Source organism: Pseudomonas sivasensis, assembly GCF_013778505.1.
GTDB classification, from domain to species: Bacteria; Pseudomonadota; Gammaproteobacteria; order Pseudomonadales; family Pseudomonadaceae; genus Aquipseudomonas; species Aquipseudomonas sivasensis.
Genome location: NZ_JAAOWU010000011.1, coordinates 64,800 through 78,727 on the forward strand (window position 1 = coordinate 64,800; position 13,928 = coordinate 78,727).

Sequence of the window (13,928 nt, forward strand, 5' to 3'; positions counted from 1 at the left end):
TGCCCTGCCTCTCACTGGCACACCAACGGCCCGATCAGCGGCACGCCTTGTTGCTGCTCATCGATATCAAAGGTCGCCTGGCAGGTTCGCCCTTGTCCCAACGTCACCTGCAAGGTGTTGTGGGCCGACAGGTTCTCCAGGTACACCAGACCATCCCAGCCCACCACCGCCTGCTGGCCGCTTTGCTCATGGACCACCAGGCTGCCCAGGGGTAATTCCTGATGCTGACTGTCCACCAGGGTAACGCTCGCAGCGAGCACTCGCCGCAGCGGGAACTCAAGCAGATAACCCGCGCCACGGCGCACCGAGACTCGTTGTTCCACGTTAGGGCTCTGCACATTGAGCGGCAGGTTCAGCGGATCGATTTCATACTTGCCCCGGTAATACGCACTGCTCCATGGCACCAGCAAATGCCCATTGCGATCGGTCTCTCCCACCAACTGGTTTTCGTAGCGCACCGGAATCCCGGCAAACCCCTGGGTACTCACCACCACAAATGCATCGTTGATGCGGTTGGCAGCAAAGGTGTCGCCGCCCATCCACACCAGAGAGCCACTGGCATCCGCCCAGCGCGTCTCGGCATCGCTGCTGCCGTACACGCCGGCCTGCAATTGCACCGACTGCAAACGCCAGGTCAAGTCAGCCTGTCGATAGCTGGGTGCATCGCCTTGGGCATACCCCAGGTTGTAGCCGAACCCACCTTGGCTGGGCACCGCACTGCTGTAGTTGACGCGCTGGCGACGGGTGCCGTCCTTTCCGCGCTCGGTGCTCAACGCCAGGCTGCCGTTGAGGTCGAACGGGATTACCAGTTGTGCCTGCATGGCCCAATTGCTATCGCCGATCTCGCGGTTGGCCGACAGGTAGAAACTGGTGTTGCGCCACAACGGTTTGCTCCAGCTCAGGTTGAGCAGCCGCGTGCGGGAATCGTCCGCTGCCTGCACGTCGAAATACCCAAGGCCCAGGCTGCCAAAACGCTGCAGATTGAGGCTCAGGGTCACCTGTTCGCTGCGCTTGCTGAGGCTGGCATAGGGCGTGTCGACCAGGGTCAGATCGGCGTAATCGGCGCGCCGTTCCACCCGTTGGTAGGACAGGCTGTAACGGGTGCTGTTGTACTGATAACCCAGGCTCAGTTGCTGGCCGTTGCGGCCTTCGAACTGGCTTTGGCTGAGGGCAGTGTTGAGCACGCCAAAATTGCCCAGGCGCACATTGGCGCCCAGCCCGCCGAGGGTCAGATCGCTGGTGGCTTCGGCGTGGCTTTCCAGAGTGAGGTTGTCGGAGTAGCCATAACGCAACGTGGCACTGGTCACCCCTGATCCATAGGAGAAGTCGCGCACGGTGTAGTCGCGGCGCAACGTGCCGGCCGCCACCGAAAAATCCGTCAGGCCTTGTTGCAACAGCGTACTGGTGACGTAGAACGGCACCGTGGTCGACACTTGGCGACCCAGGGCGTCGGTGGTGACGACCACCGCTTCACCCGCGCCGTTGATAAACGGGATATTGGTCAGGGTGTAGGGGCCCGGTTGCAGCAGCGCGCTTTCGGATTTGTAGCCGTTGATGAACAGATCCACCGACGACGGCACTGCCGCCTCGCCCGCAAATTGCGGCAAGGGATAAGTAACCAGATCGGGGCGCACCGCAAAATCGCGCGACAACTGCACCCCGCCCAAGCGTACCGAGCTGCTCCAGGGCAGCGAACCGCTGATCACGTCGCCGGCCTCGTAGGTGAGCAAGCGCTCATCATCCGAGAAACGCCAGGTGGTGTCGTAGCGCCGGTAACCATTATTGAGGGTGCTGTCGTTGATACCGCCGGCCAGGGTCTGGCGATACTGCCCGGTGTTGGACAAGGTGCCCCAGTTGTCGAACAGCCGCACTTCATTCCAAGCCGCGAGGTAGCTGCCGCCTTCATCGGTGTCGTTGAAGTACAGGTCGTAGTTGAGCAAAGCGCCAAAGCTGCTCATGGCCTGGGTACGCGGGTAGGTGTCGCGGTTGCCGATGAACTGCTCCTGCAACCACGACGGCGGCACGTCGATCAGCAGGCGCTGGCCGTTGCTGTCGTAATCGCTGTGCAGGCCGGGGATTGCGTCCAGGGCCACGCTGCCGCTGAGTTCACCGGGCAATTTCATGCCCACGTCCTGCAGCGCACCGGCCGGCACATAGAGTTGCCCGGCACGTTGATCGACTGCAACGACGCGGCCGGTGTCCATCTGGTTGACCACCAACTCCAGAAATAACTGTGCATCGGCGACAGCCTCCATGCTGCTCGGCGGCGGCGGCAGGTCGCCAGCCACTGCCACGCCCCACAGCCCGCTGACCACCACCGACAGCCATAGATGACGAGCCCGACCACGACTCACCATGGCGTTGTGTCCTTCAATGGACATCTCCATCTGCTTAAAACCCGGAGCTTCCCCGCCCCGTTACACTGCCTTCAACGCCTCGGCGCCAGGCTCTCCAACTGCGCCGCACCATTGACGCGAACCTGCAACGGCTGATCAGCCGACACAGCATCCGGCACCGGCCAGCGCATCGTCGCGCCGGGCAGCACATAACCCAACAAGCCCTCCACCAGCGGCCGCGTCTGTCCGCTCTGCTTGAACGACGCGTCCGTCAATCGTGCATGCACAGCGCCCTGGTTACGCACCTCGATGTAATTGCGCCCCGCGACTGTGACCTTGTGCCAACTCAGGTCCGGTTTGCCCGCGCCCGCCGGGTCACGCTGACGCGTGGCGTCCTCCTTGCTCCACAGCCCCGCGCCGTAGGCGAATAACGGCACCGAGTAGCGCATCTGGAAACGAATCGCCGCCGCCGTATTCTTGCCTTCCGGCGGCGTGGGCACCTGCAATGGCGAGGGAATTTCATCAATGATGATGCGGTAGGCCAACTCCTGGCCCGGCGGCACTTCACGGGTGCGGGTCAGGCGTACCAGTTGCTTTTGACCTGGTTCGATCCTGGCCACCGGTGGGCTGCCGATCACATCGCGCTGGTTCTGGTACTGCTCGTCAAAGCCACTCTGGCTCCAGGCAAATACGCGAATCTGCAGGCTCGCGGTTTCCGTTCCGCGGTTCTCCAGCCACAGCGCGCTGGCCTGTTGATCAGCTTCCAGCACCGGGTCGATAGGCCAGATCAGCACCGAACTGGCGGCCTGCACCAGCCCCGTCGTACACAACGCCCCCAAGGCAATACCTGCGGCCCACAGCCGCCGGGAAGGTGAACGCATAAAACCACTCCTTTTACCGATAAGCCCTACCACGTCAGCTGCACCTGTAGCGTGTCGCTGTACGTCCCCCCAGGCTGATTGCCTGGTAAAACCACCCGCCCATAGATCGGCAGACTGATGTTGTTTGCGTCGCTGTACGCCACGCTGACGCTCTGGCTGATCCCCAGGCTCTGGCTGAACGCCGCGTCCCGAAACAGCTGATAAGCCACTCGCGCACTGCCGCTGTTGAGTTGCAGGTTGCGCCCGCTGCTGTTATGCAGGCCGCCGTCGACACTCATGCTTAACGCCACCCCCGGCGTGCATTGCAGGGTCACGCCGCCGGTCAGCGCCGCGGTCACGGTGCTGGTGGCCAGGGCCGAGTAACTGCCGTAGTTCAGCGCGCCGTAGTTGGCGCCGCCGCCGACGATCAGGCAGCCCGGCGTAATCGTCGCGCTCACCTGAAAACTCTGGCTGGTCACCGCCGACAACGGCAGCGGCACCACCAGCCCACAGGCCAGCAATGCGCGAAGCCAGCGCATTAGAACGTCAGTTCAACGGCCACGGTGTCCGAGTACGTGCCCGCCGGCAGCCCGGCCTTGCCCACTGCCCGACCATAAAGGTTCACGGTTTGCGCCACACCGGTGCTGGTCGCGAGGGTGATCACGCCGTCAATCGCCAGCAGCGCCGAATGGCCGCTGTCGGTGTAGAAGTCGTAAGGCACGAAGTTACCCGCGCCGTCGGCCAGTGCACGGGTGCCTCCCGGAGAAGCACCATCATGGGCACCGGCACGCACTTTCACTGCTGGCGTGGTGCCACTGGAGCACAGGATCGAGAGCGCGCCACCAGTGCCGGTACCGCCCAGCAGTTGGGCGTCAGCATTGGTAAACAGGCTGTTGGTGGTGCCGAAGTTCAAGCTACCGAAGTTGAGACCAGTAGCCGCTCCGGAACCGTTGACCTGGCAACTGGCAATCAGTGTCAGGCTGGAGGTGATCTGGCCGGTCACCGTGGTGGCCGCATTCAGGCTGGAGGCCATCGCCAGACCCAGTGCACAAACGCCGAGTCGAGATACAAGTGCATGCATGATCGTCATCCTTTTGATTTACCAATCCAGTGTCACCGTCAATGTGTCGGTATAGGTTCCTGCAGGGAGGGCCGTGGTATTGGCCACCACGGCGCCCCACACCGGGATGGTCATTTGCGTGCCATTAGCGGCTACAAAACTGCGTTGCTGGCCGATGGTGTAAGGGATACGCCCCCGCGGGTCGGCCATTAGTTGATAAGGGATAGTCTGGCGGCCGTTGCTCAGGCGCCGGGTGGTGCCGACGGCATTGGTGCCGCCGTCGATGGTCACGGTGAAGCTGGCGACCGTCGGGTTGCACGAGACTGTCAGCGGCGCGTTACTGCCGTCTGAGATGTTCGCCCCCAAGGGGTTGCTCCACGTAGGTCCCTGGCTGCCGAAGTCCAGCATGGCGGTGCCGCCCGTCGGGCTGACCGGCGCTGTGTCATTGCCCTTGCTCACTTCGCAACTGGCGGTGATCACCATGCGCGCCTGGATAAACCCGCTGGCCACCGCCGCGCGGGCGTCTTCAGCCAGCAGCAACAGGCCACCCATGGCCAGCAGGGTCCAGCCACGGTTCACCATGTGACCGTTACCTTGAGCAGGTCGGTGTAACGGCCGACGGCCGGGATGTCCTTGAGCGGTTCGATACGACCATACAGCGGCAGATCGACGGAGCCAGAGTCCGGCACACGGCCGCTGAGCGGGACATTCACTGGCAACGGAACACGCCGCGCGGCGTCGGCATAAATGCGATAAGGAATGGGTTTGCCGGAGGGGATGCCCGTGCTCAGGTAACGCACTTCGCCGGTGCCACCGTTCAGGCCGCCATCGACGCGCATCTGGTACGGGGTGTCGGGGTTACATTCCAGGCGCGGCTGGCGCTGACTGATCAGCGCCGCACTCAACGGCCCGGCCGGGTCATCCAGACGCGGGCCGCTGCCAAAATCCAATACGCCAAGTTGCTCGATGCCAGCGCTGCGGGTGGTGCCCACCAACTGACAGCCCCGTTGCACATCGATGCGCACCACAACTTGCAGTTGCGCCGCGTAAACCGTGCTGCAGAGCATCGCGCCCATGACTGTCAATACTGCTCGTCCCTTCACTGCCCCAAATCCTTATACAGGGGTGACTGCCATGTAGAAGGGTAGTCACTGAGAAAAAATCTGCCAGTGTGGACAGGATTACCTGTGCTCCATGCCGTTTAGAGATAGCTGGCCGCGGCCTTCTGTATTGGTCAAATCGCCCCGAGCGACCTAAAGTAAGCGACCTCGACACACAGAGTGAATCCCATTGGCCGTGCTTCCTTTAATCCGTCGCTTGCTCGGTAAACATGCCGACGGCCACGACGACTCGCCCATCCAGACGTTCTTTGAGAACAAGGCCCGGCAACAGGGCTATACCCTCAGCGACGGCCAGGCCCAGGCAATCGCCGCCATGGCGCGCGCGACCCAGCGCCTGCTCGCTGGCCAACCCACCCGCAGCCTGTACCTGCACGGCCCGGTAGGTCGCGGCAAAAGCTGGCTGCTGGACGGTTTCTTCCAGGCGCTGCCCATCGCCGAAAAGCAGCGCGTGCACTTCCATGATTTTTTCGCCCAGTTGCACCGGGGCATGTTCGCCCACCAGAAGGCCGAGGATGCCCTGGCCGTCACCCTGGACGAACTGCTCGACGGCTGCCGTGTGCTGTGTTTCGACGAGTTCCACGTGCACGATATCGGCGATGCCATGCTGATTACCCGGCTGTTCAAGGCGTTGTTCCAGCGCGGCGTACTGGTACTGGTCACCTCCAACTATGCGCCCGAAGGCCTGTTACCCAACCCGCTGTACCACGAGCGGTTCAAACCGGTGATCGACTTGATCGCCACGCGTATGGAGGTGCTGGAAGTCAGCTCGCCCAAGGATTTTCGCAGCCTGCCCCAGGCTCATTCCGTGCAGCGCTTTACCACCGGGCAATACGTGTGGCCGGGCACTCCGACCCAGCGTGCGGCGCTCGGCCTGCCGGTCACCGATGGCCCGGCGCAGCACCTGACGGTGGGCAACCGACAATTGATCTGCCGCCAGCATCACGCTCGTACCATCGCGTTTACCTTCAGCGACCTCTGCGAACAGCTGACAGCCGTGATGGACTACCTGCTGCTGTGCGAGGATTTCGATCACTGGATCATCGACGGCCTGCCCCACTTGGCCGAGTGCCCGATCGCTGTGCAGCAGCGCTTTATCAACCTGGTGGACGTGCTCTACGACAAAGACAAGCACCTGATCCTGATCGGCGAACAACCGCTGGCACAGGCGATGAGCGGTCAGGCCATCGACTTGGCGCGCACCGCCAGCCGCCTGAATCAACTGCAACACGCCAGCCCGCAACCGGTGCCCGACCCGGTATCATGAGCGCCATTTACGCCCCCTTGCCGAGTGACCGCGCCGTTCATGAATACCCTCGCCCAACTCAAGGCTGGCCAATTGGCCGGCGTTACGCGCCTGGACCTGTCCTGCGGGCTCACCGAATTCCCAGAAGAAATCTTCGGGCTGGCCGACTCCCTGGAGATCCTCAACCTCAGCGGTAACGCCCTGAGCCGCCTGCCCGACGACCTGCACCGCCTGCCGCACCTTCGCGTGCTCTTCTGCTCGGACAACGCTTTTACTGAGCTGCCGGAATGCCTGGGGCAGTGCGCCAAGTTGAGCATGATCGGCTTCAAGGCCAACCAGATCAGCCACGTTCCCGCCGCCGCTTTACCGCCGCTGTTGCGCTGGCTGATCCTCACCGACAATCGCATCAGCCAATTGCCCGACGCGTTGGGCGAGCGGCCGCTGCTGCAAAAACTGATGCTCGCCGGGAACCAGCTCGCGGCGCTGCCGGAAAGCCTGGCCAACTGTCACAACCTCGAATTGCTTCGCATCGCGTCCAACCGCTTTACCCACCTGCCACAATGGCTGTTAGCCCTGCCAAGCCTGACCTGGTTGGCCTATGCCGGAAACCCGGTGGAAATGGCAGTGGATGTGGCGGCAGAAGACGCAACACCGGACATCCCGTGGACAGAGCTGGAATTGGCCGAAGTGCTGGGCGAAGGCGCCTCGGGGGTGATCCGCAAGGCCCTATGGAAACCGCAGGCCAAGCCGGTGGCAGTCAAACTCTATAAAGGCACGATCACCAGCGATGGCTCGCCGCTGCACGAAATGCAGGCTTGCATCGCCGCCGGGCTGCATCCCAATCTGATCAAGGTCGAGGGCCGTGTAGTCGGCCATCCCGATCACCAGGCCGCACTGGTGATGGACCTGATTGACCCCAGTTACCGCAACCTCGCCGCCCTGCCGAGCCTGGCTTCGTGCACCCGCGACATCTACGAACCGACTGCCCGTTTCAGTGCCAATGTGGCCTTGCGCATGGCCCAGGGCATCGCCTCCGTGGCCGCTCATTTGCACAGGCACGGCATCACCCATGGCGACCTGTACGGCCACAATATTCTGTGGAATGAAGTGGGCGATTGCCTGCTAGGGGATTTTGGCGCAGCGTCGTTCCATGCCACGACGGATACCTTGGAAACACGGGCGTTACAGCGACTTGAAGTGCGGGCGTTCGGGGTGTTGCTGGGGGAATTGTTGGAGCGGGTTGAAACGGGGTTGAGCGGTGAACTCTTGGAACTCCAAAAAATGTGCTGTCAGCCGGATGTGTTGGCACGACCGAGCTTCGAAGAAATCAACGCCTTGCTGGCATCTACCCAACACTCTTAAAACCAAGTGGGAGGGGGCTTGCTCCCGATTGCAGTGGGTCAGAACCACCGCTATCGGGAGCAAGCCCCCTCCCACAGTTGTACAGCTATAAATTCAATCAGCCCGCCAGGCCCACGAACTGTGGCCTTGCGCATGGCCCAGGGCATCGCCTCGGTGGCCGCTCATTTGCACAGGCACGGCATCACCCATGGCGACCTGTACGGCCACAATATTCTGTGGAATGAAGTGGGCGATTGCCTGCTAGGGGATTTTGGCGCAGCGTCGTTCCATGCCACGACGGATACCTTGGAAACACGGGCGTTACAGCGACTTGAAGTGCGGGCGTTCGGGGTGTTGCTGGGGGAATTGTTGGAGCGGGTTGAAACGGGGTTGAGCGGTGAACTCTTGGAACTCCAAAAAATGTGCTGTCAGCCGGATGTGTTGGCACGACCGAGCTTCGAAGAAATCAATGCCTTGCTGGCATCTATCCAACACTCTTAAACCATGTGGGAGGGGGCTTGCTCCCGATTGCAGTGGGTCAGACCCACCGCTATCGGGAGCAAGCCCCCTCCCACAGTTGTACAGCTATAAATTCAATCAGCCCGCCAGGCCAACGAACATATCCTGCACGTCATCATGGTTGTCCAAACCTTCGAGGAAGGCTTCGACTTCAGCCATCTGCTCATCCGTCAAACCGCTGACCGGATTTTTCGAGATGTAGCCCAGCTTGGCCGATAGCACGGTGAAACCCTGCTCGGGCAACGCTTTCTGCACTGCGTCCAAGTCGGTGGTTTCGGTGATGAACAGGGTCGCGCCCTCTTCTTCGCCGTCTTCAAAGTCCTGTGCACCGGCTTCAATCGCAGCCATTTCCGGATCCGCGTCCGGGGTATCCGGCGACGCTTCGATCAGGCCGACATGGTTGAAGTCCCAGGCTACCGACCCCGAAGCACCCAACTGACCCTTGCGGAACGCCACGCGGATTTCCGCCACGGTGCGGTTGATGTTGTCGGTTACGCACTCAACGATCAGCGGCACCTGGTGCGGGGCGAAACCTTCGTAGGTCACGCGGTGGTATTGCACAGTTTCACCGAGCAGACCGGCGCCCTTCTTGATCGCGCGTTCCAGGGTTTCCTTGGGCATCGAGGCCTTCTTGGCCTGCTCCACCACCAGACGCAGGTGGGCGTTGGTCGCGGTGTCGGCGCCATTGCGGGCGGCGATGGTGATTTCTTTCACCAGCTTGCCAAAGATCTTGCCCTTGGCATTGGATGCCGCTTCTTTATGTTTGACTTTCCACTGTGCGCCCATGACTCACTCTCTTCTATACATCGCGCCGAAACGTCTACTGGCCGGCGCTTTGGGGGCAGAGTTTATAGGGCAAAAACGCTCTGATCCACCAAAAACCGGCCATCCCCCTCAGGTTCGCAAGGGTTTGATCGCAAGACCGCGGTCCGGCACGAAATCCCCGACCTGGGCCAGCACGGCCGGCCTGGCGTTCCAGTAGGGCATCAGCACCAGCGAGGAAAAGAGCGCGGCACCGGCAAACACGATAAACACCGTCACCGTATCGAAGTAGCCCGGCAGCAACCCGCCGAGGATCGCCCCCACCGAACCGCAACCGTTCACAAAGCCTGCGGCTGTCGCCCCCGCCTTGGCGGTGCCGAAGTCGATGGCGGCGGTGCTGCTGATCATTGAGTCCGGCCCGTAGAGGGTCAGGCCCATCACAAACAACAACGCCATCACCAGCAGCACGCTGCCGGTGTGCAGCGCGCCCATGAATAGCGCCAAGGCCACGGTCAGGGCCAGCAGGCTGAGCACGCAGGCCGGCATGCGTCGGGCGCCGAAGAGTTTGTCGGACGCCAGCCCGATCAGCACTGGCCCAAGCAAACCGGCCAGTTCGAACGCCGTCGGCACGATGGCCGCGCCGACCTTGCCGACCGAGGGCATTTGCTCATACACGATCACCGGGCCCCACAACAGGATCGCGTAGCGCGCCGGTTTCAACAGGAAATACGCCAGCCCCAGGGTCAAGACGGTGCGGTTACGCAAGATGGCCCGCAGCGGTTCCAGCACGCTGATGCGCTTCTCGGCGGCGGCCTCCTCGGCGCTCAGCAGCGGCTCCGGTTCCACGGCCGGCAAGTCAACGTCCTGCGGCGTGTTGCGCTGGAAGAGAAAGAACAGCACCGCCACAAACGCTACCACCGCCGCACTGGAGATAAACGCCGCATGCCAGCTGCCGATCAGGGTGTAGGCCCACCACCCGGCAAAGGGCGACGCCACCAGGCCACCGAAGGCGTAGCACGAACTCCATAACCCCAGCACCCGCCCGCGCTGCTGCGCCGGGAAGAAACTGCCGAGGTTCTTGCACAGTCCAGACCAGCCGGTGGACTGCGCCAAGCCCTGGATCAGCATGCAACTTATAAAGATCGGCAAGGTGGCAAACGTGCCCATCACCAACGCCGCAGCGGCAGAAATCAGTAACCCGCCGAGTACCACGACACGCGGCCCGAAGCGGTCGGCAAGCATGCCCCAGGTGAACTGCCCGACGGCGTAGGCCGCCAGGTAAATGCCATCCAGGTTGGCCATCATCATTTTGTCGAGGGGGAAACTCGGGTCGTCGACGATCCCCAGCTTGGCCACGGAAAACGCTTTGCGAGTGAAATAGAACGCGGCGTACGCCAGCCAGGTGATGGCGAAAATCTGCACGCGCCAACGCTTGATGCTACCCATAGGGATATTCATGGTGGTTCTGACCTCAGGTGAGTGTGCCGGCAGAATCGAGAAGCAAATGCCTGTTGTTTTTATGGTTAAGCACTGCAATGCCGAGCCGTGGATGGCGCGGTATTGGTCAGATGAGTCCGGTGTCCCAGAGCCCATGACCACCGGAGGTTGTAGGACTCAACCTACAGTGGTTGAGACATATCAAAGCAATGGCTGACTAATAGGTAAAATCGATTTATCGTATTTCAAATATAAGCTCAGCTTGTAAGAGGATTTGCGATGTCGGTGTCCCATACCCAACTCAAAGCCTTTCATGCCGTGGCCGTACACGGCAGTTTCACCCAGGCCGCCGAACGGTTGTTCCTGACGCAACCGGCGATTTCCGACCAGGTGCGCAAACTCGAAGAGCGCTTCGGCGTGCTGTTATTTCATCGCAACAAGCGCTCAGTGCGCCTTACAGACCTGGGCGAACGCCTGCTGAGCATCACCCAGCGCCTGTTTGTGATCGAGGCCGAAGCCGAGGAACTGTTGCAGGACTCCCGCGCGTTGCTCACCGGCACCCTCACCCTCGCCGTGGATGCCCCCGTGCATGTGCTGCCGCAGATCGCGCGTTTTTGCCAGCTGTACCCGGGAATCAGCGTGAAGATCGAAACCGGCAACACCGACGAATCGCTGTTTCGCCTGTACAACTACCAGGCCGACCTGGCCTTGCTGGGCCGCGACGTCGACGATGAGCGCCTGCTGTCGCTGCCGTTGCCTGACGACCAATTGCTCGCCTTTGTCGCGCGCAACCACCCGTGGGCCGGACGCGAGTCCATCTGCTTGGCTGACCTGGACGACACGCCGCTGGTATTGCGTGAAATCGGCTCGGTCACCCGTCAGACCCTTGAACAGGAAATGAGCCAGGCAGGCTTGCGCATTCGCCCGGCGATCCAGGTGGAAGGCCGTGAGGCCGCGCGTGAAGCGGTGGTGGTGGGCATCGGCGTGGGCGTGGTCTCGGCGGCGGAGTTCGGCGCCGACTCACGGGTGTGCGCCATGCCGATCCGCGATTGCAGCCAGCGCATGAAAGAAACCCTGGTATGCCTCAAGGAACAGAGTTCCCGCCGGGTGGTGGCGACGTTCCTGGAGATCGTGCGCGACAGCCTTCAGCTCGGCGCCAACTCGAAAAACGCCTGAATCAGGCGCAACGAACGGCGCCGCTCCATGCAACCGAGCGTATGCCGGTTGACCAGCCCATCGCCCTCAATCGCCACGGCCTGCACGCGCGGGTCGGGGCTGACTTCCATGGACGAGACCACGCCCACCCCCAACTCAGCAGCGACGGCTTCGGTCACCGCCTCGCGGCTGTCCAGTTCCAGCAGCACCTTGGGCTGCACATTCGCCGCCACACAGGCGTCATCGAAGGTACGCCGGGTGATGGAGCTGGGCTCGCGCAGCACCATGATCACGTCGTTGAGTTGCTCGAGGCGAATACCCTCGGGTTGCTGCGCCCACGGATGGCTGGCCGGCACCAATGCGCAAATCCTCGACTCGTTCAACGGTTGCAGGTGCAGGCCATTGCGCGGCTCCACTTCGGTGAGCACCGCCACATCCGCATGTTCGGATAACAGCGCGGCGAGGGTTTCCTGGGCATTGCCCAGGCGCAGGTTGACGGTAATCCCGGGGTAGCGCGCGCGCAGGCTGGCAATCATCGGCATCACCAAGTGCGGGCCGTCCGCCGCGACTTCCAGACGCCCGGTCAGCAGTTGGCGGTTGGCCTCCAGCATCGTCTGGGCTTCGTCCACCAGGCCGAAGATCGCCCGGGTGATCGCCGCCAGCCGTGCGCCCTCTTCAGTCAACTCAACCCGTCGGGCGGTGCGCCGTAGCAACGGGATCTGGTAGTACTCCTCCAGGGCCTTGATATGCCCGGTCACCGCCGGTTGGCTGATGAACAGCCGCGCGGCAGCACGGGTAAAACTGCCCTCGCGGGCCACGGCATCGAATGCGCGCAGTTGGAACAGGTTCATAGTCATCGGCCTCACTGATAGCTCGCATAACAACAAACAATTTGATTGATGACAAGCCAAACTGCAATTTAGGCGCCGTAGCTTCAACCCCCGATGCCTTGCGAGGACTTGAGATGACCACTGCCGCGCCGATCCTGCTGACCCCTGGCCCCCTGACCACATCCAACCGCACCCGTCAGGCCATGATGGTGGACTGGGGTTCATGGGATGACCGTTTCAACCAACTCACTGCCAGCGTCTGCGAGCAATTGCTGGCAATCCTCAATGGTGCTGACAGCCACCACTGTGTGCCCTTGCAAGGCAGCGGCACCTTTGCCGTCGAAGCGGCCATCGGCACCCTGGTCCCACGTAATGGCAAGGTGCTGGTCCTGATCAACGGCGCGTACGGCAAGCGCCTGGCGAAGATCTGTGAAGTGCTGGGCCGCGACTTCAGCACCTTTGAAACCGCTGAAGACGAACCCACCACCGCCGCCGATGTGGACCGTTTGCTCCAGGCCGACACGGGCATCACCCACGTCGCGTTGATCCACTGCGAAACCAGCACCGGCATTCTCAATCCGTTGCCGGAGATCGCCCAGGTCGTTAAGAACCACGGCAAGCGCCTGATCATCGACGCCATGAGTTCCTTCGGCGCCCTTCCAATTGATGCCCGCAACGTGCCGTTCGACGCACTGATCGCCGCCTCGGGCAAGTGCCTCGAAGGCGTGCCCGGCATGGGCTTCGTCTTTGCCGAGAAGCAGGCACTGGCCGCCGCCCAAGGCAACTGCCATTCCCTGGCGATGGACCTGTTCGACCAGCACACCTACATGGCGAAGACCGGCCAGTGGCGCTTCACCCCACCGACCCATGTGGTCGCCGCCCTGCACGAAGCGCTGCTGCAGTACCAGGAGGAAGGTGGCCTGCCTGCACGCCATCGACGCTATGCCGAGAACTGCCAGGCGCTTCTAGACGGCATGGCCAGCATTGGTTTGCGCAGTTTTCTGCCGGCCGCAATCCAGGCACCGATCATCGTCACCTTCCACGCCCCCAAAGACCCGCGCTACCAGTTCAAGGACTTCTACGAGCGGGTCAAGGCCAAGGGTTTCATCTTGTACCCCGGCAAATTGACCCAAGTGGAAACGTTCCGCGTCGGCTGCATCGGCCATGTCGACGCAACCGGCATGCAGGCGGCGATCAAGGCAATCGCCGAGGTGCTGCAAGAAATGGAAGTGTTGGACATCTGATTCTCCCCATAACCCACAGG

Annotated in this window: 13 protein-coding genes and 1 pseudogene; 5 read left to right on the forward strand and 9 right to left on the reverse strand. The window is 62.0% G+C overall.

Features of this window, described 5'->3' with window-relative positions:
* Positions 1–11: 11 nt before the first annotated feature.
* From G9Q84_RS18460 to G9Q84_RS18485, 6 genes are all read right to left on the reverse strand, one after another.
* Positions 12–2,357, reverse strand: a complete 2,346-nt coding sequence (locus G9Q84_RS18460) for a fimbria/pilus outer membrane usher protein (protein ID WP_095184397.1) — start codon at positions 2,355–2,357, stop codon at positions 12–14.
* A gap of 71 nt (positions 2,358–2,428) precedes the next feature.
* A complete protein-coding gene (locus G9Q84_RS18465; RefSeq protein ID WP_181640002.1) occupies positions 2,429–3,217 on the reverse strand; it encodes a fimbrial biogenesis chaperone in 789 nt (262 codons plus the stop codon).
* A 26-nt stretch (positions 3,218–3,243) separates the two neighbouring features.
* Positions 3,244–3,735, reverse strand: coding sequence for a Csu type fimbrial protein (locus G9Q84_RS18470; RefSeq protein ID WP_122756403.1), 492 nt, complete (start codon positions 3,733–3,735; stop codon positions 3,244–3,246).
* Entirely contained in the window at positions 3,735–4,277 is a 543-nt protein-coding gene (locus G9Q84_RS18475) for a Csu type fimbrial protein (RefSeq protein WP_032889863.1), read from the reverse strand. Before G9Q84_RS18475 ends, G9Q84_RS18470 begins: the two co-directional genes overlap by 1 nt.
* 18 nt (positions 4,278–4,295) lie before the next feature.
* Complete coding sequence (locus G9Q84_RS18480; RefSeq protein ID WP_122680612.1) at positions 4,296–4,838, reverse strand: Csu type fimbrial protein; 543 nt, start codon at positions 4,836–4,838, stop codon at positions 4,296–4,298.
* A complete protein-coding gene (locus G9Q84_RS18485; protein ID WP_032889867.1) occupies positions 4,832–5,332 on the reverse strand; it encodes a Csu type fimbrial protein in 501 nt (166 codons plus the stop codon). Before G9Q84_RS18485 ends, G9Q84_RS18480 begins: the two co-directional genes overlap by 7 nt.
* A gap of 214 nt (positions 5,333–5,546) precedes the next feature.
* Here G9Q84_RS18485 and zapE point away from each other — a divergent pair, with 214 nt between their 5' ends.
* The 3 genes and pseudogenes from zapE to G9Q84_RS18500 all read left to right on the forward strand — a co-directional run.
* Positions 5,547–6,641: a cell division protein ZapE gene (gene zapE, locus G9Q84_RS18490; protein WP_181643836.1), complete on the forward strand. Its 1,095-nt coding sequence runs from the start codon at positions 5,547–5,549 to the stop codon at positions 6,639–6,641.
* A gap of 39 nt (positions 6,642–6,680) precedes the next feature.
* Positions 6,681–7,982: a protein kinase gene (locus tag G9Q84_RS18495; RefSeq protein WP_181643837.1), complete on the forward strand. Its 1,302-nt coding sequence runs from the start codon at positions 6,681–6,683 to the stop codon at positions 7,980–7,982.
* Between the two features lie 117 nt (positions 7,983–8,099).
* A pseudogene (locus G9Q84_RS18500) lies at positions 8,100–8,462 on the forward strand (protein kinase); the annotation flags it as partial.
* Positions 8,463–8,558: 96 nt separating this feature from the next.
* Here the strand turns inward: G9Q84_RS18500 and G9Q84_RS18505 are convergent.
* Together G9Q84_RS18505 and G9Q84_RS18510 are read right to left on the reverse strand one after the other, a co-directional pair.
* Entirely contained in the window at positions 8,559–9,266 is a 708-nt protein-coding gene (locus G9Q84_RS18505; protein ID WP_032889871.1) for a YebC/PmpR family DNA-binding transcriptional regulator, read from the reverse strand.
* A 108-nt stretch (positions 9,267–9,374) separates the two neighbouring features.
* Positions 9,375–10,700: an MFS transporter gene (locus tag G9Q84_RS18510; RefSeq protein WP_032889872.1), complete on the reverse strand. Its 1,326-nt coding sequence runs from the start codon at positions 10,698–10,700 to the stop codon at positions 9,375–9,377.
* Positions 10,701–10,958: 258 nt separating this feature from the next.
* Between G9Q84_RS18510 and G9Q84_RS18515 the strand changes: the two genes are divergently transcribed.
* The gene (locus tag G9Q84_RS18515; RefSeq protein WP_179178762.1) at positions 10,959–11,855 is read left to right on the forward strand and encodes a LysR substrate-binding domain-containing protein; all 897 of its coding nucleotides are present in this window, start codon (positions 10,959–10,961) and stop codon (positions 11,853–11,855) included.
* Here the strand turns inward: G9Q84_RS18515 and G9Q84_RS18520 are convergent.
* Positions 11,825–12,685, reverse strand: coding sequence for a LysR substrate-binding domain-containing protein (locus tag G9Q84_RS18520; RefSeq protein ID WP_032889876.1), 861 nt, complete (start codon positions 12,683–12,685; stop codon positions 11,825–11,827). The two genes, G9Q84_RS18515 and G9Q84_RS18520, sit on opposite strands and share 31 nt — an antisense overlap.
* Before the next feature lie 113 nt (positions 12,686–12,798).
* Between G9Q84_RS18520 and G9Q84_RS18525 the strand changes: the two genes are divergently transcribed.
* A complete protein-coding gene (locus G9Q84_RS18525; protein ID WP_181643838.1) occupies positions 12,799–13,908 on the forward strand; it encodes a 2-aminoethylphosphonate--pyruvate transaminase in 1,110 nt (369 codons plus the stop codon).
* Positions 13,909–13,928: the final 20 nt, after the last annotated feature.